Below are 20,288 nucleotides of genomic sequence, written 5' to 3'. Positions count from 1 at the left end.
ACAGATGATCCTTGCCGTGGACGTGCAATATGACGACGACTGTGGCTATGCCGCAGGGTTGCTGTTCGAGCGCTGGGATGACGCAGCGCCGGTAGCGGCGGTCAGCAAGAAGCAGCCTGGTGTCGGTGAATATGTTCCTGGCGAATTCTACAAACGCGAATTGCCCTGCATCCTCGCCCTGCTCGATGAACTCGACCAGCTTCCCGAGACCATCGTCATCGACGGCTTCGTGTTCCTCGACGGGCATTCCCAGGCCGGACTGGGCAAGCATCTGTACGATGCGCTGGGCGGCAAAGCCAGGGTCATCGGCGTGGCGAAGACAGCGTATGCCGGCATCGGCGACGACTACAGACTGCTGCGCGGCGACAGCGTCAAGGCGCTGTTCATCACCTGCATCGGGCTGGAGCTGGCCGAGGCCAGGCAACACATCGCGGCCATGCACGGACCGCATCGCATGCCGGTATTGCTGAAAACGGTGGACCGCCTCTGCCGCGAGCAGGCACTGGCGGGCGCGGCCGGCATTGCGCAGGATTTACCGCAGAGCTGAACGCGATTGAGGGCGCGCAAACAAGCGTTTGTTTTCGGCGTCAGACTGAGTGGTGTGAATCCGACCGACTACCCATCATGCTCACCATCGCCGACCTTGAAAAACTTGCCCGCACGCGCCTGCACGAGGCCACCGCTTTGTTGATCGCGCGGCAATTCGACGGATCGGCATATCTCAGCGGCTACGCCGTCGAGATGATCCTCAAGGCGCGGATTTGCGTCAACCTGTGTTGGGCCGGATATCCCGAGTCGCGTAAAGAGTTTGAACGCTTTCCATCGCTTCGTATGCACGACCTTGAAAAACTGCTCGACCTGACGGGCCTTCAAGAAAAAGTCCGGAACAAACTTGGCTCCCATTGGTCGAATGTGTATGAATGGTCACCTGAAGAACGATATCGACAGGCAGGAACGATGCCTGAAAGAGATGCGCGCGCCAGGCTGGCATCAGCATCGTTTCTTGTGAGGAATATATGAAAGAAGATTTGAAGGTTCTATTGAACAAGCTGGCGGTGATTGAACGCGAAATTTCGCAGGAAAAAGGAGACCTGACTTTCTTCGCCATGCTTCTAGCCTGGGGAGACAACGCATGGGAATTGGCCGCTTCCGCGCCCTGGATGGATCGATGTGCCACATTTGACGTAATCAGCTATATCGTCGACAAATACTATGCTGTCTGCGACAGCGCGGAGCGCGTCATGATTGCACACGTCAACATCATCGATACCGACGACGAAGAGCTCGATGACCTTCTGGACGACTTCGATGTCGAGCACAGCATGGTAAAAATGAAATACAGCCGCTATTTCGACAAGGAATTCGACCGCGGCTATATTTTTACCTGCAAAAGGCGCACAGCCGAAACGTCATTACCCGAACACGAGCATGCCACCGGCCAGCTTAACTAAGACGAGCGTGCAGAGGGCGCCGCGTGGCGCCCTCTGCCTTACACCCCGTAGCGGGTCCGGTACGCCGACACCGCATCCTTGTACTGCGCCATCTCCGGATCGGCCCCGGCCGCGTTCAGGTAGGTGAACAAGTCTTCCAGGTTCCCGATCGACACGACCGGAATATTGAACTCCTGGCTGACCTGCTGCACCGCCGAACTCGGGGACAATGCGCCATCCGTGCCCGAGCGCTCCATGCGGTCGAGCGCGATCAGCACGGCGCACGGCTCGGCGCCGGCGGCGCGGATCATGTCGACCGATTCGCGCACCGAGGTGCCGGCCGAGATCACGTCGTCAATAATGACGACCTTGCCCGCCAGCTTGGCGCCGACGATGGTGCCGCCCTCGCCATGGTCCTTGGCTTCCTTGCGGTTGTAGGCGAACGAGGTGTTGTGTCCCTTGCCGGCCAGCGCCACCGCCGTGGCCGACGCCAGGGTGATGCCCTTGTAGGCCGGCCCGAACAGCATGTCGAATTCGATGCCTGAGTCGATCAGGGTTTGCGCGTAAAACTGCGCCAGCTGGGCCAGGGTGGCGCCGTCATGGAACAGGCCGGCATTAAAGAAATACGGCGACTGGCGGCCCGCCTTGGTGGTGAACTCGCCGAAGCGCAACACGCCCGCCGACACTGAAAACGCGATAAACTGTTGGCGCAAATTATTCACGACGACCTCATTTGTTCATATAGAAAAGTGGCACTATTTTACGCCACCCTCCTCACCCCCTGGAACCATGCCAAAAATTATTTCCGCGAACCTGAACGGGATCCGCTCCGCTCACAAGAAGGGCTTTTTCAACTGGATGGCGAACCAGACCGCCGATTTCGTCTGCGTCCAGGAGCTCAAGGCGCAGTTGCCCGACATGACAGAGGAATTCCTGACGCCGGGCGGCTACCACGGCCATTTCCATTACGCCGAGAAAAAAGGCTACTCGGGCACCGGCATCTACAGCCGGGTTGCGCCGGACGCCGTGCGGATCGGCTTCGGCAGCCCGGAATTCGATGCCGAAGGCCGCTACGTACGCGCCGATTTTGGCAACCTGACCATCATTTCGGTCTACTGCCCGTCCGGCTCTTCCTCGCCAGAACGCCAGGAGGCCAAGTTCCGCTTCATGGAATTGTTCCTGCCGCACCTGCTTGAACTGCGCGCCGAGGGCCGCGAGGTGGTCATCTGCGGCGACTGGAATATCGCCCACCACGAGATCGACCTGAAAAACTTCAAAGGCAACAAGAAGAATTCCGGCTTCCTGCCGGAAGAGCGCGCCTGGCTGACGAAGGTTTTCGATGAAGTCGGCTTCGTCGACGTGCATCGCGGCATTGACAAGCGGCCCGAGCAATACACCTGGTGGAGCAACCGCGGCCAGGCGTACGCCAAGAACGTCGGCTGGCGTATCGATTATCACGTGGCAACGCCCGGCATCGCGGCGCAGGCCAGGGAAGTGTCTATCTACAAGGATGAGCGCTTTTCGGATCACGCACCGCTGATCATCGATTACCGCCTCTGAGAAAGGCACGCCAAGGCGCTACAGGACGCGCTGGCTCTCGAAGCGGCGCGGCTGCCCGGTCAAGGGGTCGTCGAAGCCGATTGCGCGCGCCAGCAGCTTGAGCGGGTTGGCGAAGTCATCGCCCTTGCACGGCAGCGCCTCGGGATAAAACGCGTCGTTCAGGATCGGCGCGCCCAGGGCGGCCATGTGCACCCGCAACTGGTGCTTGCGGCCCGTATGCGGCTGCAAGCGGTACAGCATGGCGTCACCGTGCGGCTTGATGACATCGACCACGCTCTCCGAATTCGGCTCGCCCGCCACCTCTTGCATGCGGAAAAATGGATTTCCCTCGACCATGCGGCTACGGTGAACCAGTGGAAAATTGAGCGCCGGCAAAGGCGTGGCCAGCGCTTCGTACTCCTTGTGCACGCTGCGCTTCTGGAACAGCGACTGGTAAGCGCCACGGGTAGCTTCCTGGTGCGAAAAAATCACCACCCCGGCCGTTTCGCGGTCCAGCCTGTGGATGGGCGTGAGCTGCGTCAGCCCTGTCTTGTTCTTCAGCCGCACCAGCAAAGTTTCGTGCAGGAAGCGCCCACCGGGTGTCATCGGCAAGAAATGCGGCTTGTCGACCACCAGCAAATGCGCGTCGCGAAACAGGATCTGTTCCTCGAAAGGAATCGGCGTCTCGGCCTCGAGCTCGCGGTAATACCAGATGCGCATGCCGCGCTTGAGCACGCAGTCGGGGCCGAGCACGGCGCCGCCGCCATCGACCACTTCGCCGCGCGCCATGCGGTCGCGCCAGGTCGCCTCGCCCACATCGGGAAAATGACCCGTCAGGAAAGCCAGCGCGCCGCCAGTTGGGTTGTCGTCGAGCCACAAATAACTGGGCGCGACGCCATCGCGGATGGGCAGCGGAACGTGCGCGTTGGCGTCGGCCTGGCGTCCCATTTAGTCGGTCGCGTTGCTGCGGTACGGCGGCAGTTGCCCGACCGTGGTGTTCTGGCTGCGCGCGTACAGCGGCAGCAGCACGCCCATGTGCGCCTGCATCTGGCGGATGCGTTCCTTGCCGCCCGGGTGGGTCGAGAGCCAGGCCGGCGGCGCGCCATTGTTTTGCTCTGCCATTTTTTGCCACAGGATAATGCCGGCGCGCGGGTCGAAACCGGCGCGCGCGGCCAGGTCCAGGCCGATCAGGTCGGCTTCGCGTTCATCGTCGCGCGAGAATTTGAGCGAGGCGAACTGCGCGCCGTACTGGGCCACGGTGTCGGTGGTGGCAGGGTCCAAGCCGAACACTTGCGCGACGATGGCGCCGCCCAGGCGCGCACCGACATTGGTCGCGGTCGACTTGACCGTTTGCCCGCGCCCGTGTTCGCGCAGTGCGTGCGAAATTTCGTGGCCCATGATGGCCGCCACCTCATCGTCGGTCAGCTTCAGCTTGGTCAAGATGCCGCTGAAAAACGCGATGCGCCCGCCCGGCATGCAAAACGCGTTCACCTGATCGGAGGAAAGCAGATTCACCTGCCAGTTCCACTTGGCCGCTTCCGGATTCCAGCGCGCGGCGTGCGGAATAATGCGCTTGGCGATGGCGCGCAGGCGGATCACCTCGGGATGGTTGTCGGGCACCAGCGCGCCCTTCTGCTGGGCCTGGCCCATCAGTTGCGTGTATTGCTGCGCCGCTTCTTCATCCATGCGCTCGGCCGAGGCCAGCACGCGGTAGCGCGGCATCGGCCGCACCTGGATGCCGTCCTGCACCGCCGCCCCGGACTTGCCCTTCGCCTCGGTCTTGATCGGCATCGGCAAGGGCTGGGCGCTAGCCAGGGTCGAACAGGCGAGTGCCACAGCCAGCAATATTGGTCTGATCTGTTTCATGTGTCGTTTCTATGCTGTGTATTTGATAACAACATCATCGCAGGAAACCGGCGTTGATGCGCACACGATAAGCGCGCACCGGTTTGCCTGCGTGATCTTATGCCGCCGGACGCGCTTTCTTGCGTAGCCGGAACACCGCCAGGCTGCCGCGCAGGTTGGGCAGGAAGGAGACCGGCTTGCCATCGGCCAGCGCGACCCGCTCCAGCACTTCGAGGCCGCATTCGTCCGCCAGTTCCTCGAAATCGTAAATGGTTGCGCAGCGCACGTTGGGCGTGTCGTACCACTGGTACGGCAGCGACTTGGAGACCGGCATGCGGCCCTTGAGCAGCGCCATGCGGTGCGGCCAGTAGGCAAAGTTGGGGAACGAGACGATCGCTTCGGCGCCGACCCGCACGATATCGCGCAGCAGCGCCTCGACGTTCTGCATCATCTGCAAGGATGACAGGCACAGGACCGTGTCGAAGGAATTATCGGAAAACAGGCCGAGGCCTTTTTCCATGTCCTGCTGGATCACGTTGATGCCGCGCCGCGCGCTGGCCAGCAGCGAGTCGTCGGCGATTTCGATGCCGTAGCCGGTGCAGCCCTTGCCGCTCTGGAGATAGCGCAGCATGGCGCCGTCGCCGCAGCCCACGTCGAGCACGTGCGACTGCTCCGGCACCCAATGCGCGATGAACGCCAGGTCGGGGCGCAGGCTGGAGAGGTCTTGAAAATTCATGCTTGCCCTTTCACCGGCATGGCTTCCCAGATGCGCTGATAGTAAGCGCGCACCATGTTCATGTAACGCTCGTCCTCGAGCAGGAAGGCGTCGTGGCCGTGGGGGGCGTCGATTTCGGCGTAGGTCACGCGGCGCCGGTTGCATACCAGCGCCTCGACGATCTCGCGCGAGCGCTCGGGCGAAAAGCGCCAGTCGGTGCTGAACGAGGCGACGAAAAACTCGGCCTTGGTGCCAGCCAGCGCGCGTGTAAGAGAGCCGCCGAACTCGCGCGCCGGATCGAAGTAGTCGAGCGCCTTGGTGATCAAGAGGTAGGTATTGGCGTCAAAGTACTCCGAGAACTTGTCGCCCTGGTAGCGCAGGTACGATTCGATTTCGAAGTCGATGCCGAAGTCGAATTTGTAGTCGTTGTTTTCGGCGGCGTTACGCAACTTGCGGCCGAATTTTTCGGCCATGTCGTCGTTCGACAGGTAGGTGATGTGACCGACCATGCGCGCCACGCGCAGGCCGTTTTTCGGCACCACGCCGTGCGCGTAGAAGTCGCCGCCATGGTAATCCGGGTCCGACAGGATCGCCTGGCGCGCCACGTCGTTGAAGGCGATGTTTTGCGCCGACAGCTTGGGCGTGGAGGCGATGACGACGCAGTGGCGCAGGCGGTCGGGGAACATGATGCTCCACGCGAGCGCCTGCATGCCGCCCAGCGAGCCGCCCATGACGGCGGCGAACTGCGCGATGCCGAGGGCGTCGGCCAGGCGCGCCTGCGCGGCGACCCAGTCTTCCACCGTCACCACGGGGAAGGCGGCGCCGTAGGGTTTATTGGTGGCGGGATTGAGGTGCATCGGGCCGGTGGAGCCGAAGCAGGAACCGAGGTTGTTCACGCCGATGACGAAGAAGCGGTCGGTGTCGAGCGGCTTGCCGGGACCGACCATCGTGTTCCACCAGCCGGTGCTTTTCGGATCGCCCTCGTAGGTGCCGGCCACATGGTGAGAGGCGTTCAGGGCGTGGCAGACCAGCACCGCGTTCGACTTGTCCGCGTTGAGGGTGCCGTAGGTTTCGTACACCAGGGTGTACTCGGCCAGGGCGCCACCGCCCTGCAACCGCAGCGGTTCGGCAAAGCGCATCGCTTGCGGGGAGACTATTCCAATGGATGACATGAGATTCGAAAAAATGATAAAACCGCTAAACTAAAAACCGTCGTTCCCGCGAAGGCGGGAACCCAAGGCATCGTCGATTACCGGAGAAAACTTGGGTTCCCGCCTTCGCGGGAACGACGCGACTGGGGCGGAGAACGACAGGAGAGCGGAACTACCTGTGGTCAAATCACCTGCAACTGCTGCACCGCCTCCACAATCGCGTGCGGCTCGGTGGTGCGTAAGATCTTGCGCGTTTGCGGGGTGATGGTGCTCAGGTCGCAATTGAGAATTTCCTGCTTCACCGACAACAGCTGCGCCGGATGCATCGAGAATTCGCGCAGTCCCATGCCCAGCAACAGGCGCGTCAACTTCACGTCCCCGGCCATCTCGCCGCATACCGCCACATCGATTCCCGCCTTCTTCCCCGCCATGATGGTCATCGCGATCAACTGCAAGATCGCCGGATGCAGCGGGTCGTACAAGTGCGCCACTTCATAATCGACGCGGTCGATCGCCAGGGTGTACTGAATCAGGTCGTTGGTCCCGATCGACAAAAAGTTCATGCGCTTGACGAACATCGGCAGCGCCAGCGCGGCCGCCGGAATCTCGATCATGGCGCCGACGTCGATCCCCACATCGTACTTTTGCCCCGCCTCGCGCAGCTGCGCCTTGGCCTGCTCCACCATCGCCAGGCACTGGTCGATCTCGAACACGTGCGACAGCATCGGGATCAGCAGGCGCACCTTGCCGAACGCGGAGGCGCGCAAGATCGCGCGCAGCTGCGTCAGGAACAGCTGCGGCTCGGCCAGGCAATAGCGGATCGCGCGCAGCCCCAGCGCCGGATTGAGCGCGGTATGCTCGGTCTGGTCGAGCGGCTTGTCGGCGCCGATGTCGAGCGTGCGGATCGTGACCGGCCGCCCCTTCATCGCCACGACCGCCTTGCGGTACTGCTCGAACTGTTCGTCCTCGCTCGGAATCTTGTGCGCTTGCCCGCTGCGGCCCATGAACAGGAACTCGGAGCGGAACAGGCCCACGCCTTCGGCCCCGCACTCGAGCGCGTGCGGACAGTCGTCCGGCAGCTCGATGTTGGCCAGCAAGGTGATGACGGTGCCGTCGCGCGTGATGGCCGGGGTTTTCTTGAGCTTCGAGAGCTTCTTGCGCGCCTTGAGCATGGCCGCCTGGCGCGCGCGGTACTGCTCCAGCACCAGGGTGCTCGGATTGCAGATCACCACGCCGGCGTCACCGTCGATGATGACCCAGTCGTCCTGTTCGATCAGTTGCGACGCCTGCGACATGCCGACCGCCGCCGGAATATCGAGGCTGCGCGCCACGATCGCCGTGTGCGAGTTCTGCCCGCCCACGTCGGTGACGAAACCGATGAACGAGCGGTCGCGGAACTGCAGCATGTCGGCCGGCGAAATATCGTGCGCGACGACGATCATCTGCGGCTGGAATTGATCGTCCGTCACGGGCGGCGGCGCCAGTTGGGCGGTGCCCATCAGGACCTTGAGCACGCGCTCGGCCACCTGCTGGATATCGGCCTTGCGCTCGCGCAGGTACGGGTCTTCGATTTCGTCGAACTGGGCCGACAATTCGTCGATCTGCGTCACCAGCGCCCACTCGGCGTTGTAGTGGCGCGTGCGGATGATGTCGAGCGGCGCTTCCGAAATCATCGGGTCCGACAAAATCAGCGCGTGCACGTCGATGAAGGCGCCCAGCTCCGTCGGCGCATCCTTGGGCAGGTCGGTCCACAGCGCCTGCAGGCCGCGATGCACTTCCGCCAGCGCGTCCTGCAGGCGCTTGACCTCCGCTTCGAGCTGTTCTTCCGGCACCAGGTAGTGCTTGACGTCGAGCGCGGCGGGCGTGAGCAGGTGCGCGCGGCCGATCGAGATGCCGCGCGAGACGGGAATGCCGTGCAGCGTGAACGATGCCATGGACATGCCGGTAGAGGTGCGCCCGACCGGCATTACTCGCCTTCGCCGAATTTATCGTTGATCAGCGCGGTGAGCGCCTCGACACATTCCTTTTCATCGGCGCCATCGGCTTCCAGGGTGACCTTGGCGCCCTTGCCGGCAGCCAGCATCATCACGCCCATGATCGACTTGGCGTTGATGCGGCGCGCGTTGCGGGTCAGCCAGACGTCGCTCGAAAACTTCGCCGCCAGCTGCGTGAATTTGGCGGAGGCGCGCGCATGCAAACCCAGCTTGTTGATAATTTCAAGATCTTGTTGAATCATTTTTTTGTCGTCTCTTCACACGGATCGCATACCGGTGGCCGCAGCCACCACCCACAGCTTTTTACGTCGGTCCTACCCTGATACGGTTATCGACCCGCACCGCCCCGCTTTGCGCGCCCGCCAGCGCCATCTCGACCACCACGTCGAGCGTGTCGCGCCGGTAGGTAATCGCGCGCAGCAGCATCGGCAGGCTGATGCCGGCGATGACTTCCACATGCCCGGCGTCAGCGAGGCAATTGCAGCAGTTGGCCGGCGTGCCGCCCTTGATATCGGTGATCACCAGCACGCCGCTGCCGTCGTCGAGGCGGCAGATCGCTTCGCGCGCCAGCTCGTTGACCTCGGCCAGGTCCTGGTCGGCGCTGACGTCGATCGCCTCGAAATGCTCGGTGGGACCACGGAACACGTGCGCCACCGCGGCCACGAAAGCCTGGCCGAGCGGTGCATGGGTCATCAACAGAATACCTACCATAATATGTTTGCCTTACTTTCCCTGGCTGCGCCGCTCGACGGCGTCGATGAACATCGCCGCCACGTCGAAGCCGGCCTGGTCGAAGATCTCCTGGAAGCAGGTCGGGCTGGTGACGTTGACTTCGGTGAGGCACTCGCCGATCACATCCAATCCTACCAGTAACAGGCCGCGCTCGGCCAGCACCGGGCCGAGGCTCTCGGCGATGTGCAGGTCGTGCGCGGTCAGGGGCTGGGCCACGCCGATGCCGCCGGCGGCCAGGTTGCCGCGAATTTCGCTCCCCTGCGGGATGCGCGCCAGCGCGAACGGCACCGGCTTGCCGTCGATGACGAGAATGCGCTTGTCGCCCTTGACGATCTCGGGGATGTAGCGCTGCGCCATGATGGTCTGGGCGCCATTGAGGGTCAGCGTTTCGATCACCGAGCCGAGGTTCATGCCGTCGGCGCCGATGCGGAAGATGCCGGCGCCGCCCATGCCGTCGAGCGGCTTGAAGATCACGTCGCCATGCTTGGCGTGGAAGGCGCGCAGGCGCGCCGCGTCCGAGGTGACCAGGGTGGGCGAGGTGAATTCGGTGAACTGGGCGATCGCCAGCTTTTCGTTATGGTCGCGGATCGCGGACGGCTTGTTGAAGATGCGCGCGCCCTGCTTTTCCGCCAGTTCGAGCAGATAGGTGCCGTACACGTACTCCATGTCGAACGGCGGGTCCTTGCGCTGGATCACGGCGTCGAACTCGGACAGGCGCATCGCGGTTTTCGGCGCGGCGCGGTACCAATCGTCGGCCTCGCCGGTCAGGGTGATCTGCGCGATGTCGGCGCTGACCACGCCTTCTTCCAGGGCCATGTCGCGCTGCTCGAAGGCGTAGACCGCGTGGCCGCGCCGGGCCGCTTCGCGCATCATGGCGAAGGTCGAATCCTTGTACGTCTTGAAGCTGGACAGCGGATCGGCGAGGAAAGCGATTTTCATGGGCGATTCCATTGAGGGTAATGACTGATTTTAGCCGGAAACGCCAATGTTGGCTTGGATGGGGCCGGATGAGCGAGTGGCAGCGGCCGGCGGCCCGCCAGGCCGGGGCGACAGGCACCTGCCCGGCACGAGGAATCGGCGTAGCGCTGAGCGGCGGCCAGCCGTTTCCGTGCTAGTGTCCGGGCCACGCCTGGCCGCCATCGTTATCAAGGAAAGAACATGAATGTCATTGATTTAATTAGCAGAAATCTGTTTCTGAATAAGTTGTTTCCGGAAGGTTTGCGCGGAGATGTTCTGTTGGGGCAATTAAGTTTTTCGGTAGGACGAATGGAACTGGGTATCCATACCCAGCAAAAACCTGCTGTGGAGACTGAAAAGTGGGGGACGTGGGGAACGGACTACAATGTCATTGTTCTCCACTTGTCAGGCTACGGTGGAAAATATGTACATATAGAAAACTGGTGGCATGCCGATTTTGCCCCCGTCGATCTGATCGAAGAAAACGGGATAGCGATGTTGACTCAGCGTGGCGACAACTGGTCGATCAAAATCGATGTGGATGACTTGATTTTCCAGCGCGGCAGCACCTACATCATATGATTTTCCCGAATGCAGGCTGCAGGAAGCGTTGCTTGCGTACGAAAATCGGCAATATCGACAGCGGATGCACGGGCCGGCGACCCGCAAATATCGCCCGCCTGCCAGCGCGTCAATACACCTCTGGATTCGGATCGGTCCGTTCCATCTCGAGCGAGGCCGCAATCAGCCCCAGCCTTGCCACCACGCCATACACATAGAAGCGGTTCGGCGCCGCCGTGCCCGGCTTGGCTTTCAGGTCCGGCACCGCATGCTGCTGGGCAAACGCCAGCGGCACGTACTGCGAACCGGGCGCGTTCAGGTTCTGGTCGATCCCGCGCTCGGCGTGAATCCGGTAGAAGCCGCCCACCACATAGCGGTCGATCATGTACACCACCGGCTCGGCCACCGCATCCTTGATGTTCTCGAAGGTCGGCACGCCTTCCTGGATGATGACGTCGCTGATTTCCACGCCATCCTTGATGACCGACATCTTCTGGCGCTGCGCGCGCGTCAGTTCGCGCACCTCGCTGGCATCCTTGATCGTCAAAATACCCATGCCATAGGTGCCGGCGTCCGGTTTCAGGATCACGAACGGCTTTTGCTCCTTGATGCCGTATTCCTTGTACTTCTTGCGGATCTTGGCCAGCAGCATGGTCACATTGTCGGCCAGGCATTCCACGCCCTGGTCTTCGTCGAAATTGATCGCGCCGCATTTGCTGTGAAAAGGGTTGACCATCCACGGATCGACATCGATCAGCTTGCCGAACTTCTTGGCCACTTCGTCGTAGGCGGCCAGGTGGTTGCTCTTGCGCCGCAGCGCCCAGCCCGCGTGCAGCGGCGGCAGCAGCGATTGCTCGTGGATATTTTCCAGAATCGATGGAATGCCGGCCGACAGGTCGTTATTGAGCAAAATGGTGCACGGATCGAAATCCTTCAGGCCCACGCGGCGCCCGTTGGCGGACCGCACCAGCGGCTCGACCACCAGCATGTTCCCGTCCGGCAGCGCCAGCGGGGTCGGCTGGGTGATCTCGGGCGACAAGGAACCCAGCCGCACATGCAGGCCGGTCTGGCGGAAAATCTGCATCAGGCGCGCCACGTTCTGCAGGTAATGCGGATTGCGCGTGTGCCCTTCCGGCACCAGCAACAGGTTGCGGGCATCCGGGCAATATTTGTCGATCGCGGCCATGGCGGCCTGCACCGCCAGCGGCAGCATCTCGGTGGCAAGATTATTGAAACCGCCAGGGAACAGGTTGGTATCGACCGGGGCCAGCTTGTAGCCGGCGTTACGCAAGTCGACCGAGCAATAGAACGGCGGCGTGTGCTCCTGCCACTCCATGCGGAACCAGCGCTCAATGGCGGGCGTTGCCGCCAGAATTTTCTTTTCGAGATCGAGCAGCGGGCCAGTCAGGGCCGTGACGAGGTGGGGAACCATGAATGAGACGTCCTTAAAGGCTGCTTGCTGAAAATGTTGAACTGCTCAAATCGGGGCGGAACCGGCTTTTTAAAGTCCCGGCAGAGCCCATGAAGCAAAAAGGCGCCCCGCGGGGCGCCTGGATCGACCCGCTTGCGCGGGCCGGGGCAACAAAATGAATCAGGAATGGTAGGCCGATTCGCCATGGCTCGTGATGTCGAGCCCTTCCCGTTCTTCTTCTTCCGGTACGCGCAGACCGATCACCAGGTCCACCAGTTTGTAGGCAATGAAGGACACCACCGCCGACCACAGGATCGTGGTGCCGACCGCGGTCAGCTGCGTGAGCACCTGGCCGCCGATCGAGTAATCCGCCGATGCCTTGTTGGCAACGTAGTCGAAAATGCCCTGGCCGCCCAGCGATGGCGCGGCGAACACGCCGGTCAGCAGCGCACCGAGGATACCGCCCACGCCGTGCACGCCGAACACGTCGAGCGAGTCGTCGGCGCCGATCAGGCGCTTGAGGCCGTTCACTCCCCACAGGCAGATAATACCAGCCAGCAAACCAATGACCAAGCCGCCCATCGGACCGACGAAGCCGGCCGCCGGGGTGATCGCCACCAGGCCGGCGACCGCGCCGGAGGCGGCGCCCAGCATCGATGGCTTGCCCTTGGTGACCCATTCGCCGAACACCCACGACAGGGTGGCGCAGGCGGTGGCCAGCAGGGTGTTGATGAAGGCCAGCGCGGCGATGTCGCCCGCTTCCAGCGCCGAGCCGGCGTTAAAGCCGAACCAGCCCACCCACAACAGCGAGGCGCCGATCATGGTCATGGTCAGCGAATGCGGGGCCATGGCTTCGCGGCCGTAGCCGACGCGCTTGCCGATCAGGATCGCGCCCATCAGGCCGGCCACTGCCGCGTTGATGTGCACCACGGTGCCGCCGGCGAAATCGAGCGCACCTTTTTGGAACAGCCAGCCGGCTTTGGCGGTTTCGCTGGCCAGGGTGGCGGCGTCGGTGATGGCGTCCGGGCCGGTCCAGAACCAGACCATGTGGGCGACCGGCAGGTAGCCGAAGGTGAACCACAGCACCATGAAGGCGAGCAAGGCGGCAAACTTGATGCGTTCGGCAAAGGCGCCCACGATCAGGCAGCAGGTAATCGCGGCGAACGTGCCCTGGAAAGCGACATAGATGAACTCGGGAATGACCACGCCCTTGCTGAAGGTGGCGGCGTAGGCAAAGGCACCCTTGGCCGGGTCCCAGATGCCGTTCAGCAAAGCGCGGTCGAAGCCGCCGATGACGGCGTTACCCGGCGTGAAGGCGACCGAATAGCCGTAGATGCACCACAGCACGATGATCAGGGCAAACACCACGAACACCTGCATCAGCACCGACAGCATGTTCTTGGTGCGCACCAGGCCGCCGTAAAACAGGGCCAGCCCGGGAATCGTCATCAGGATCACCAGCACGGTGGCGATGAACATCCAGGTGGTGTCGCCTTTGTGCGGCACCGGGGCCGGCGCGGCGGCGGGCGCGGCGACGCTGGCGCTGGCGGCGGCCGGCGTGACAATGGCGGTGGCCGGCGCTTCGACCGGCGTGACCACGGCCGCCGTGGTGTCAGGCTTGGGCGCATCCTGGGCCGAGGCCGGCAATACGCCGCCGATGGCGCACAGCACGGCCAGTCCGGCCAGCCATTTTGTTATCGTTTTATTCATCAGTATTCCCCTAAGCTTAAAGTGCTTCGTTGCCGGTTTCGCCGGTCCGGATACGCACGACCTGTTCCAGGTTATAGACAAAAATCTTGCCGTCGCCAATCTTACCCGTGCGCGCGGCGCGTTCGATGGCTTCGATGGCTTGTTCGACGATGGCGTCGTCGACGGCCGCCTCGATCTTGGTCTTGGGCAGGAAGTCGACCACGTACTCGGCGCCCCGATACAGCTCGGTGTGGCCTTTCTGGCGCCCGAAGCCCTTGACCTCGGTAACGGTAATCCCTTGCACATTGATGGCCGAGAGCGCTTCGCGCACTTCGTCCAGCTTGAAGGGTTTGATAATGGCGGTGATCATTTTCATGGCTGGCCTCTTAGAAAGTTTTGGACACGGTCAGCACGGCGCGCGAACGGCCCAGGTCCTTGCCGTTGACCGGGCTGACATACAGGTCGGTGTTGGCGCTGATGACGGCCAGCGCGACCGAGGCGAATCCGAAGTCCTTGGTCAGGCCGATCTTGGCGTCGTTGTAGCTCAGGGCGTCGTTGTGGGCCACGCGCTGGCGGCCGAGGTGCAGGTTGAGCACCAGGCCGGTGGCCAGCTCGAGGTTGACGCCCAGGTCCAGGTAGCCGCTGCCCTTGCTGTCGGTGGTGCCGAACAGGTTGGTCGTCGCGTGCGAGTATTTGATATAGGCCGGCCCCATGCCGACCTGGCCGTACAGCTCGAAGGTGTTGGCGTTCGGATGCAGTCCGTTGGAAGGGAAGCCGTAGTACAGGCCGCCAACGTCGTAGCTGATGCCTTTGGCGATCTCGCCTTTCTTGCCGCCGTACAGGTCGATTTCGACATCGCCGTCACCGCCCAGGTCGCTGGTCCACTTGATGGTCGACGCCCACACGCCGGCATACGCGCCGCTCGGGTTGTGGGTGTAGTCGGCGCCGCCCTGCACCGCCGGCTTCATGCGGCTTTGCGACAGGCCGCGATAGCGGTAATCGCTGGTCACGGCGGCGTTGAAGCTCACCACATTGTCGGGCACGGGCTCGTCGGCAGCCTGGGCCAGCGGGGCTCCCAGGGTTGCCAGCGCCAGGGTCAGCACGGCGGCGAGAGACAACGGAGTACACAGCTTGTTCATGGCGGTTCCCTTATGGTTTTTTAACAGAGACGGCGGTTGGGGTTTAAAATGAAGCCTGGAGCATGCACACTGCTTATCTACCCATTAGCAGAACTCGTGCCAGCTCCGCTGACGCCCGGACGCAACTTGTATTTGCGCCTGGCGTCCCCAACTTGCTGTTAATAAACAGTAAAATTTCCGCGATTCCGGTCGCGGCCGGCATACATGCACCAAACTGGCCCACCTGCCGCACCGCTGCGGTGCGCTACCGATTTCACGAGGATTGCGATGGATATGAACAGTTTTTTCAACGACTTGCAGGGCAAGATCAACCAGGCCATCGAAAGTTCGCCTGCCAAGGATATCGAGAAGAACGTCAAGAGCATGATGACCCAGGGCTTTTCCAAGCTCGACCTGGTCACGCGCGAGGAATTCGATATCCAGGCGCAAGTACTGGCCAAGACCCGCGCCAAGCTTGAAGCACTGGAACTGCGCGTGGCCGCGCTCGAAGAACAGCAGACCCCGGCCAAGCCGCAGGTCTGAGCGCATGCGGGCTGAGCGCCCGCATGCGTATTATCAAATCGGCCAGCCAACGGCCGAGGTGTCGCTTTGCCGCGCCGCCGGGCGGGGCAAGGCGCGGCGCGCCTGCGCTTTACCGCTGCATCAACAGGCGTTCGACGGCATCGATCTGGGCGGCGGAAAAGGCGTTCCGGCCCGCTTCGCGCGTCAGCAATTCGCCCATCGCCCACGCGTAGATCAGCTGCGCCCGCGTGCCCGCCTCGGGCGCGTCAAAACCGGCTTCCACCAGCAGGCTCGCCACGAAGGCGACGCGCCGTTCATGCACCCGACGCAACACCTGGGCTGCGCCCGGGTCTTGCGCGCCGAGCGTGTTGATGGCGTCGTACAAGCCCACATCGAGCTGCCCCACGTTGACCAGCAACAGGCGCAAGCGCGCCGGCGCATCCGTCGCGGCCAGGGCGATGCTGCCGATGATCTGGTCGGTGGCGATCGATTCCCAGCGTTCCAGGACCGCCAGCGCAAAGCTGGCGGCGCTGTCGAAATGCCAATAAAAGCTGCCCCGGCTCACACCCATCCGCTTGCACAGCGGATCGGCCTTCAAGGCTTGCGGCCCGTCCTCGCGCAAGACGGCCAGGCCGAAGTCGAGCCAGGTCTCGCGCGATAAACGTGGCTGTCCGGGCGAACGGGGCGACGACATAGCAAACTCCCAAAAATACGATGGCGGCGTCCGGGCGGGCGCGCGGCATGCGGTCTCATGCGCCGGCATCATAACTTACCGTCGGCAAACCCAACAGACCATACATCGTGTATAGTCGCACAATACACTATGTATGGTTGGCCGCAACCGTGGCCAGCCGGCGGTTGTCATCCCCAGGAGCACACCATGTTTGCAAGAGTCGCCCATGTTCAAGCCAAGCCAGAAAAAATCGGCGAGGTCGTTGCGCTGTACACCAGTTCGGTAATGCCGGTTCTTCAACAGCTGCAGGGATTCAAGGGGACGTATCTGTTGACCGATCCGGATACCGGCAAAGGCATGTCGATCACCTTGTGGGAGACCGAGGCCGACCGCCTTGCCAGCGACAGCGAGGCAGCCTTGCACGGACCGATCGTCCAGGTCATGCCGCTGCTGGCCGCGCCGCCCGTCGTGCTGGGGTTCGACGCCATCGAGGTGGTGTAAACGGCGGGCGCGGCAACTGACGGCGCGGTATTTCGCTGTGCGTCATGCTGCCGTCATCTGGGAGGATTATTCTGACGCTGTTGGTGACCTGCTCCAGCATGTCCCACAGGTTAGTCCGGTGACCTCGAACACCGGCACCAGACATGCGCAGCCGGATGCCCTCCGGCTGCTTTTTTTTGCCCGCAATCAGCGCGCCGGCACGCTCGCCACCGCCGATGGTCCGCTCAGGCCGCTGTAAGTCGATGCCTTGACCATATAGAAGTACGCCTCCTTGCCGGTCGCGCCGGTGTCGACGAAACTGGTGCCGGTCAACTCGGTGCCGACCCGCTCGAACGGCCCCGCCACCGTGGCCGAGCGCAATACGTCGTAGCTGCGCGCCATCGGGCTGGCCGCCCACTGCACGGTCATGCCGCCCTTGCTCGCGCTCACTTTGGCGGGCGGCGCCACCATGCTGCCGGGCGTCGCCAAGGGGGACGCGCTGCATGGCGCGTCGTCCCCTGATGAAAAAAATTACGCCAGTTCTTGCGGATTGGCTTGCTTCCACGCTGCAAATTGTTTCGTGAAAACCGAGAACAGCGCGTCGTAGATCTCGACCGGATCATCGTCGAGCACGGGCTCGTCGTGCCCGTACTGTCCCTGGCGCTTGCCGAACATGGCTTTCAGGTCGGCATTGATCCAGATGCCGTCCATGTGATGGAAGTAGATGTAGGCAAACTGGCGCAGGCCGGCCTCATCCGTCAGGTGGGTGTCCCACAGGCCGCGCGTCAGGCCAAGCTGGACCAGTTGCGACGGCCGCGCTTGCCTGCTGCGCATGGCGTCGATGAGTGCATCCTGGCCGGGGAACATGCTGCGCTCGAGCCAGCTGTTTTCCAGCGCCCATTGCACGAACAGGCCGGCGCCGCTGTTATGTTGCTTGGCCGCCTCGGGCGACGCCAGCTCGCGTCCTTGCCTGATCTGCACGCAGGCATTGGTGCGGCCATTGTTCATCCACAACTTGAGCTCGGTGTCACGCGCGCCATCCAGGGCCAGGGTGCATTCCTTTTCCACCTCGCCATCTTCATCGACGGTTTCCTTGTAGTGCTGCGGCAGCTTGAGCGCAATGGCGTCCCACAGCGCGTCGCCGTGCACGCCGAACAGGACCGGCTCGCTATAGGCGTCGCCAAGAAACACGCTGTCGAGGAAGGGGCAGATTGCCTTGCTGCTGATCTGCACCGGCGCGTAGTTCGGGTTCAGCACCTTGCGGCTGAACAGAAAGCTGATGTCGGCCTTTTTCGCCGTCAGCCAGATAGTGTCGTCGCGTTTGGCGTTGCCGATGGACTGTGGCGGGGCCTTGCCGAACACCTCTTCGGCGAGCGCGCACAGTTGCGGGTCGGCGGCGGTGCGGCCCACCAGGCTGCTCAGCATCTTGAGACGCTCGCCCATGCCTTCGATATGGTCCAGGTAGCCCGGCGCCATGGCGGGAGCGGCACCCTGCTGGCTTGGCGCTGCGCGCCGTTCGGGAGGGTCGCCTGCGGCGTAGGCGGAAAAATCGAATTGCCCGCTGACGGCAGGCGCGGCGATCTTGCTTTTGTTGAGCCAGGAGGTGAATGCCTTGCGCGCCGCCACTTGCTCTTCCTCGCGCTCGTCGTCGGGGAGATCGATCTCGGTCTCGGTTTCGCCCGCATCAATGGCCAGCAGAAAGGCTTCGAACGAGTCGGCCAGCGTGCGCAGTTCGCCTTCGGAACCGATCAGCACGACGGCGGGTGGCTCGACCGCTTCGCACAGGCCGACCAGGGAACCGTCGGGCAGGCTGAGGAAGGCCCAGGTGCTCGCGCCCCAGCGCTCCATGCCTTCCCAGGCATCGCCGCCGGCCAGGTTTTCCGGGGCCAGTTCGAAATAGCCGAGGTCGCCGTATTCATAGGGTGCCAGCCAAGTGAAGAATTTGGCCATCAGGGCCGGTACTGGCCGGCCGATTTCTTTTTCCCATGCCGCTACGTCAAAATCCATCGATATTCCTGTTCTCTGAAAGCATGTGCAAATGCCGCCGGTCGCGTTGCCGCGCGGCGGGTGTATGGATGCATTGTATGCCCTAAGTCGGCGGGCGCCGATTTAGCTTGCTTCCGGCCCCGGACCGGGCCGGCCGCCTTGACCACATATTCACTTGCAATACATCGAATTATTCGACCTTTCATGACGTTATATTCGAGTTGTACGATGCTTTTGTGCGACATATAGTGACCCTGTTGACCCAACAGGAGGAAATCATGCGTGTCACTATCGAGGCAAACGGATTCGTACTCACCGAGGCATTACGCTCGTACACCGAGCAGCGGCTGTCGATGGCATTGGGCCGGGCCACGATGGGCCGGGCCACGATGGGCGGTGCCGGCCACGCTGCGCCGGGTCGTGGTAACGGCGCGGCAGGCTAAGCGACTAACGACAATGGAGAGCATCCAATGAACGGTTTAGAAACGATTGCAAGCGCCCCCATGTGGGCAGGGTTTGTCGGCTTCGTGCTGCTCATGCTGGCCCTCGACCTGTTCGTATTCGGGGGCAACAAGGCGCACAAGGTCAGCGTCAAGGAGGCTGGCGCCTGGTCGCTGGTGTGGGTCAGCCTGGCCTTGTTGTTCAACGGCGGCCTGTGGTGGTATCTGAAGGGCACGGTGGGCGCGGAGATCGCGGACCAGAAAGCGCTCGAGTTTTTCTCGGGTTACCTGATCGAGAAAGCGCTGTCGGTCGATAACGTGTTTGTGTTCCTGCTGATCTTCACCGCCTTCCAGGTACCCCAGCAATATCAGCGGCGCGTGCTGATCTACGGCGTGCTCGGTGCGATTGTCATGCGCGCCGTGATGATCTCCGCGGGTGCGTGGGTGGTCAGCGAATTTAGCTGGGTGCTGTACCTGTTCGGTGCGTTCCTGCTCTTTACCGGCCTGCGCATGCTGGTGGCGGTCGACGAGGAACCGGATGTGGCGAACAACCCTATCCTGCGCTTTGCGCGCCGGCACTTGCGTGTGGCCGAAGACGATCACGGCGAGCGGTTTTTCATCAGCAAGGATGGATTGCGCTATGTGACGCCGCTGTTCCTGGTGCTGTTGTTGATCGAAGTGACGGACCTGGTGTTTGCGGTCGACTCGATTCCGGCGATTTTCGCCATTACGACCGATCCCTTCATCGTGTTCACGTCGAACATGTTCGCCATTTTGGGCTTGCGGGCGCTGTACTTCCTGCTGGTGGACGTGGCCGACCGCTTCCACTTGCTCAAGTATGGCCTGGCCATGGTGCTGACCTTTATCGGCGCGAAAATGCTGATCATGCCGTGGTATCACGTGCCGGTACAAGCCTCGCTGGCAGTGGTGGCGGTGCTGATTGCGGCAAGCTGCGTGGCCAGCCTTGTCATCACCCGCAAGGACGATAAGAAGTAGGCGGGGAAAGGAGGTCCGGTGCGCCGGGCCTCCTTTTTGCAAGGACCTC

25 protein-coding genes are annotated in these 20,288 nt (G+C 62.4%); 9 read left to right on the top strand and 16 right to left on the bottom strand.

Annotated features, from left to right (window positions below; all coding sequences use genetic code 11):
• The first annotated feature begins 4 nt into the window (after positions 1–4).
• The 3 genes from F0185_RS21720 (at position 5) to F0185_RS21710 (ending at position 1,451) form a co-directional block, all read left to right on the top strand.
• Positions 5–547 carry an endonuclease V gene (locus F0185_RS21720; protein WP_167228007.1) on the top strand — a complete coding sequence of 181 codons (543 nt, stop codon included), beginning with the start codon at positions 5–7 and terminating at the stop codon, positions 545–547.
• A 77-nt stretch (positions 548–624) separates the two neighbouring features.
• Positions 625–1,020, top strand: coding sequence for a hypothetical protein (locus F0185_RS21715; RefSeq protein WP_167228005.1), 396 nt, complete (start codon positions 625–627; stop codon positions 1,018–1,020).
• Positions 1,017–1,451, top strand: a complete 435-nt coding sequence (locus tag F0185_RS21710) for a hypothetical protein (protein ID WP_167228003.1) — start codon at positions 1,017–1,019, stop codon at positions 1,449–1,451. The genes F0185_RS21715 and F0185_RS21710 overlap by 4 nt, the downstream gene beginning before the upstream one ends.
• A 38-nt stretch (positions 1,452–1,489) precedes the next feature.
• Here the strand turns inward: F0185_RS21710 and pyrE are convergent, their stop codons facing one another.
• On the bottom strand, positions 1,490–2,152 hold the full coding sequence (gene pyrE / locus F0185_RS21705) for an orotate phosphoribosyltransferase (RefSeq protein WP_167228001.1): 663 nt from the start codon (positions 2,150–2,152) through the stop codon (positions 1,490–1,492).
• Positions 2,153–2,219: 67 nt separating this feature from the next.
• Here pyrE and F0185_RS21700 point away from each other — a divergent pair, with 67 nt between their 5' ends.
• On the top strand, positions 2,220–2,990 hold the full coding sequence (locus tag F0185_RS21700) for an exodeoxyribonuclease III (protein WP_167227999.1): 771 nt from the start codon (positions 2,220–2,222) through the stop codon (positions 2,988–2,990).
• An 18-nt stretch (positions 2,991–3,008) separates the two neighbouring features.
• Here the strand turns inward: F0185_RS21700 and F0185_RS21695 are convergent, their stop codons facing one another.
• The 8 genes from F0185_RS21695 to gshB all read right to left on the bottom strand — a co-directional run bounded on the left by F0185_RS21695 (position 3,009) and on the right by gshB (position 10,345).
• On the bottom strand, positions 3,009–3,917 hold the full coding sequence (locus F0185_RS21695; protein WP_167227997.1) for an RluA family pseudouridine synthase: 909 nt from the start codon (positions 3,915–3,917) through the stop codon (positions 3,009–3,011).
• On the bottom strand, positions 3,918–4,835 hold the full coding sequence (locus tag F0185_RS21690; protein ID WP_167227995.1) for a M48 family metallopeptidase: 918 nt from the start codon (positions 4,833–4,835) through the stop codon (positions 3,918–3,920).
• A gap of 97 nt (positions 4,836–4,932) precedes the next feature.
• Entirely contained in the window at positions 4,933–5,550 is a 618-nt protein-coding gene (metW, locus tag F0185_RS21685) for a methionine biosynthesis protein MetW (RefSeq protein WP_167227993.1), read from the bottom strand.
• Entirely contained in the window at positions 5,547–6,668 is a 1,122-nt protein-coding gene (metX, locus tag F0185_RS21680; protein WP_229477138.1) for a homoserine O-succinyltransferase MetX, read from the bottom strand. The genes metW and metX overlap by 4 nt, the downstream gene beginning before the upstream one ends.
• A gap of 194 nt (positions 6,669–6,862) precedes the next feature.
• Positions 6,863–8,614 carry a phosphoenolpyruvate--protein phosphotransferase gene (ptsP, locus tag F0185_RS21675; protein ID WP_166893257.1) on the bottom strand — a complete coding sequence of 584 codons (1,752 nt, stop codon included), beginning with the start codon at positions 8,612–8,614 and terminating at the stop codon, positions 6,863–6,865.
• 32 nt (positions 8,615–8,646) lie between these two features.
• Positions 8,647–8,916 carry an HPr family phosphocarrier protein gene (locus tag F0185_RS21670; RefSeq protein WP_166882345.1) on the bottom strand — a complete coding sequence of 90 codons (270 nt, stop codon included), beginning with the start codon at positions 8,914–8,916 and terminating at the stop codon, positions 8,647–8,649.
• A gap of 61 nt (positions 8,917–8,977) precedes the next feature.
• Positions 8,978–9,385, bottom strand: a complete 408-nt coding sequence (locus tag F0185_RS21665) for a PTS sugar transporter subunit IIA (protein ID WP_167227988.1) — start codon at positions 9,383–9,385, stop codon at positions 8,978–8,980.
• A gap of 12 nt (positions 9,386–9,397) precedes the next feature.
• Complete coding sequence (gene gshB / locus F0185_RS21660) at positions 9,398–10,345, bottom strand: glutathione synthase (RefSeq protein WP_167227986.1); 948 nt, start codon at positions 10,343–10,345, stop codon at positions 9,398–9,400.
• A gap of 219 nt (positions 10,346–10,564) precedes the next feature.
• On the opposite strand from gshB, the gene F0185_RS21655 reads away from it, so the two are divergent.
• Positions 10,565–10,945 carry a hypothetical protein gene (locus F0185_RS21655; RefSeq protein ID WP_167227984.1) on the top strand — a complete coding sequence of 127 codons (381 nt, stop codon included), beginning with the start codon at positions 10,565–10,567 and terminating at the stop codon, positions 10,943–10,945.
• A gap of 109 nt (positions 10,946–11,054) precedes the next feature.
• On the opposite strand, the gene gshA is transcribed toward F0185_RS21655, so the two are convergent.
• From gshA to F0185_RS21635, 4 genes are all read right to left on the bottom strand, one after another.
• A complete protein-coding gene (gene gshA, locus F0185_RS21650) occupies positions 11,055–12,356 on the bottom strand; it encodes a glutamate--cysteine ligase (RefSeq protein WP_166882342.1) in 1,302 nt (433 codons plus the stop codon).
• A gap of 159 nt (positions 12,357–12,515) precedes the next feature.
• Positions 12,516–14,045: an ammonium transporter gene (locus F0185_RS21645; RefSeq protein ID WP_167227982.1), complete on the bottom strand. Its 1,530-nt coding sequence runs from the start codon at positions 14,043–14,045 to the stop codon at positions 12,516–12,518.
• A 16-nt stretch (positions 14,046–14,061) separates the two neighbouring features.
• Positions 14,062–14,400 (bottom strand): P-II family nitrogen regulator, encoded by a 339-nt coding sequence (locus F0185_RS21640; protein WP_166893271.1) that lies wholly within the window; start codon positions 14,398–14,400, stop codon positions 14,062–14,064.
• A gap of 10 nt (positions 14,401–14,410) precedes the next feature.
• Positions 14,411–15,163: a TorF family putative porin gene (locus F0185_RS21635; RefSeq protein WP_167227980.1), complete on the bottom strand. Its 753-nt coding sequence runs from the start codon at positions 15,161–15,163 to the stop codon at positions 14,411–14,413.
• 267 nt (positions 15,164–15,430) lie between these two features.
• Here F0185_RS21635 and F0185_RS21630 point away from each other — a divergent pair, with 267 nt between their 5' ends.
• Positions 15,431–15,685 (top strand): accessory factor UbiK family protein, encoded by a 255-nt coding sequence (locus F0185_RS21630; protein WP_167227978.1) that lies wholly within the window; start codon positions 15,431–15,433, stop codon positions 15,683–15,685.
• Positions 15,686–15,794: 109 nt separating this feature from the next.
• Here the strand turns inward: F0185_RS21630 and F0185_RS21625 are convergent, their stop codons facing one another.
• Positions 15,795–16,358: a TetR/AcrR family transcriptional regulator gene (locus tag F0185_RS21625; protein ID WP_167227976.1), complete on the bottom strand. Its 564-nt coding sequence runs from the start codon at positions 16,356–16,358 to the stop codon at positions 15,795–15,797.
• A 186-nt stretch (positions 16,359–16,544) separates the two neighbouring features.
• On the opposite strand from F0185_RS21625, the gene F0185_RS21620 reads away from it, so the two are divergent.
• Positions 16,545–16,838, top strand: a complete 294-nt coding sequence (locus F0185_RS21620) for an antibiotic biosynthesis monooxygenase family protein (RefSeq protein WP_167227974.1) — start codon at positions 16,545–16,547, stop codon at positions 16,836–16,838.
• Positions 16,839–17,024: 186 nt separating this feature from the next.
• Here F0185_RS21620 and F0185_RS21615 read toward each other — a convergent pair whose 3' ends face one another.
• Positions 17,025–17,306 (bottom strand): hypothetical protein, encoded by a 282-nt coding sequence (locus F0185_RS21615; RefSeq protein ID WP_167227972.1) that lies wholly within the window; start codon positions 17,304–17,306, stop codon positions 17,025–17,027.
• Between the two features lie 42 nt (positions 17,307–17,348).
• Positions 17,349–18,824, bottom strand: coding sequence for a hypothetical protein (locus F0185_RS21610; protein WP_167227970.1), 1,476 nt, complete (start codon positions 18,822–18,824; stop codon positions 17,349–17,351).
• Between the two features lie 257 nt (positions 18,825–19,081).
• Here F0185_RS21610 and F0185_RS21605 point away from each other — a divergent pair, with 257 nt between their 5' ends.
• Positions 19,082–19,246, top strand: coding sequence for a hypothetical protein (locus F0185_RS21605; RefSeq protein ID WP_167227968.1), 165 nt, complete (start codon positions 19,082–19,084; stop codon positions 19,244–19,246).
• A gap of 27 nt (positions 19,247–19,273) precedes the next feature.
• Positions 19,274–20,239 (top strand): TerC family protein, encoded by a 966-nt coding sequence (locus tag F0185_RS21600; RefSeq protein WP_167227966.1) that lies wholly within the window; start codon positions 19,274–19,276, stop codon positions 20,237–20,239.
• Positions 20,240–20,288: the final 49 nt, after the last annotated feature.

Source organism: Massilia rubra, from assembly GCF_011682065.1.
Taxonomy (GTDB): domain Bacteria; phylum Pseudomonadota; class Gammaproteobacteria; order Burkholderiales; family Burkholderiaceae_D; genus Telluria_A; species Telluria_A rubra.
Note: the sequence above shows the minus strand (reverse complement) of the source record. Positions and strands in the feature narration are given on the sequence as shown.

Bases quoted from the DNA above. Each gene is read 5' to 3' on its own strand.
- F0185_RS21690 (WP_167227995.1), bottom strand. From the start codon at position 4,835: ATGAAACAGATCAGACCAATATTGCTGGCTGTGGCACTCGCCTGTTCG.
- metX (WP_229477138.1), bottom strand. From the start codon at position 6,668: ATGCGCTTTGCCGAACCGCTGCGGTTGCAGGGCGGTGGCGCCCTGGCC.
- F0185_RS21670 (WP_166882345.1), bottom strand. From the start codon at position 8,916: ATGATTCAACAAGATCTTGAAATTATCAACAAGCTGGGTTTGCATGCG.
- F0185_RS21630 (WP_167227978.1), top strand. From the start codon at position 15,431: ATGGATATGAACAGTTTTTTCAACGACTTGCAGGGCAAGATCAACCAG.
- gshB (WP_167227986.1), bottom strand. From the start codon at position 10,345: ATGAAAATCGCTTTCCTCGCCGATCCGCTGTCCAGCTTCAAGACGTAC.
- F0185_RS21665 (WP_167227988.1), bottom strand. From the start codon at position 9,385: ATGGTAGGTATTCTGTTGATGACCCATGCACCGCTCGGCCAGGCTTTC.
- F0185_RS21600 (WP_167227966.1), top strand. From the start codon at position 19,274: ATGAACGGTTTAGAAACGATTGCAAGCGCCCCCATGTGGGCAGGGTTT.
- metW (WP_167227993.1), bottom strand. From the start codon at position 5,550: ATGAATTTTCAAGACCTCTCCAGCCTGCGCCCCGACCTGGCGTTCATC.
- F0185_RS21625 (WP_167227976.1), bottom strand. From the start codon at position 16,358: ATGTCGTCGCCCCGTTCGCCCGGACAGCCACGTTTATCGCGCGAGACC.
- F0185_RS21605 (WP_167227968.1), top strand. From the start codon at position 19,082: ATGCGTGTCACTATCGAGGCAAACGGATTCGTACTCACCGAGGCATTA.
- F0185_RS21620 (WP_167227974.1), top strand. From the start codon at position 16,545: ATGTTTGCAAGAGTCGCCCATGTTCAAGCCAAGCCAGAAAAAATCGGC.
- F0185_RS21720 (WP_167228007.1), top strand. From the start codon at position 5: ATGATCCTTGCCGTGGACGTGCAATATGACGACGACTGTGGCTATGCC.
- F0185_RS21655 (WP_167227984.1), top strand. From the start codon at position 10,565: ATGAATGTCATTGATTTAATTAGCAGAAATCTGTTTCTGAATAAGTTG.
- F0185_RS21635 (WP_167227980.1), bottom strand. From the start codon at position 15,163: ATGAACAAGCTGTGTACTCCGTTGTCTCTCGCCGCCGTGCTGACCCTG.
- ptsP (WP_166893257.1), bottom strand. From the start codon at position 8,614: ATGGCATCGTTCACGCTGCACGGCATTCCCGTCTCGCGCGGCATCTCG.
- F0185_RS21610 (WP_167227970.1), bottom strand. From the start codon at position 18,824: ATGGATTTTGACGTAGCGGCATGGGAAAAAGAAATCGGCCGGCCAGTA.
- F0185_RS21695 (WP_167227997.1), bottom strand. From the start codon at position 3,917: ATGGGACGCCAGGCCGACGCCAACGCGCACGTTCCGCTGCCCATCCGC.
- F0185_RS21640 (WP_166893271.1), bottom strand. From the start codon at position 14,400: ATGAAAATGATCACCGCCATTATCAAACCCTTCAAGCTGGACGAAGTG.
- F0185_RS21715 (WP_167228005.1), top strand. From the start codon at position 625: ATGCTCACCATCGCCGACCTTGAAAAACTTGCCCGCACGCGCCTGCAC.
- F0185_RS21645 (WP_167227982.1), bottom strand. From the start codon at position 14,045: ATGAATAAAACGATAACAAAATGGCTGGCCGGACTGGCCGTGCTGTGC.
- F0185_RS21700 (WP_167227999.1), top strand. From the start codon at position 2,220: ATGCCAAAAATTATTTCCGCGAACCTGAACGGGATCCGCTCCGCTCAC.
- gshA (WP_166882342.1), bottom strand. From the start codon at position 12,356: ATGGTTCCCCACCTCGTCACGGCCCTGACTGGCCCGCTGCTCGATCTC.
- F0185_RS21710 (WP_167228003.1), top strand. From the start codon at position 1,017: ATGAAAGAAGATTTGAAGGTTCTATTGAACAAGCTGGCGGTGATTGAA.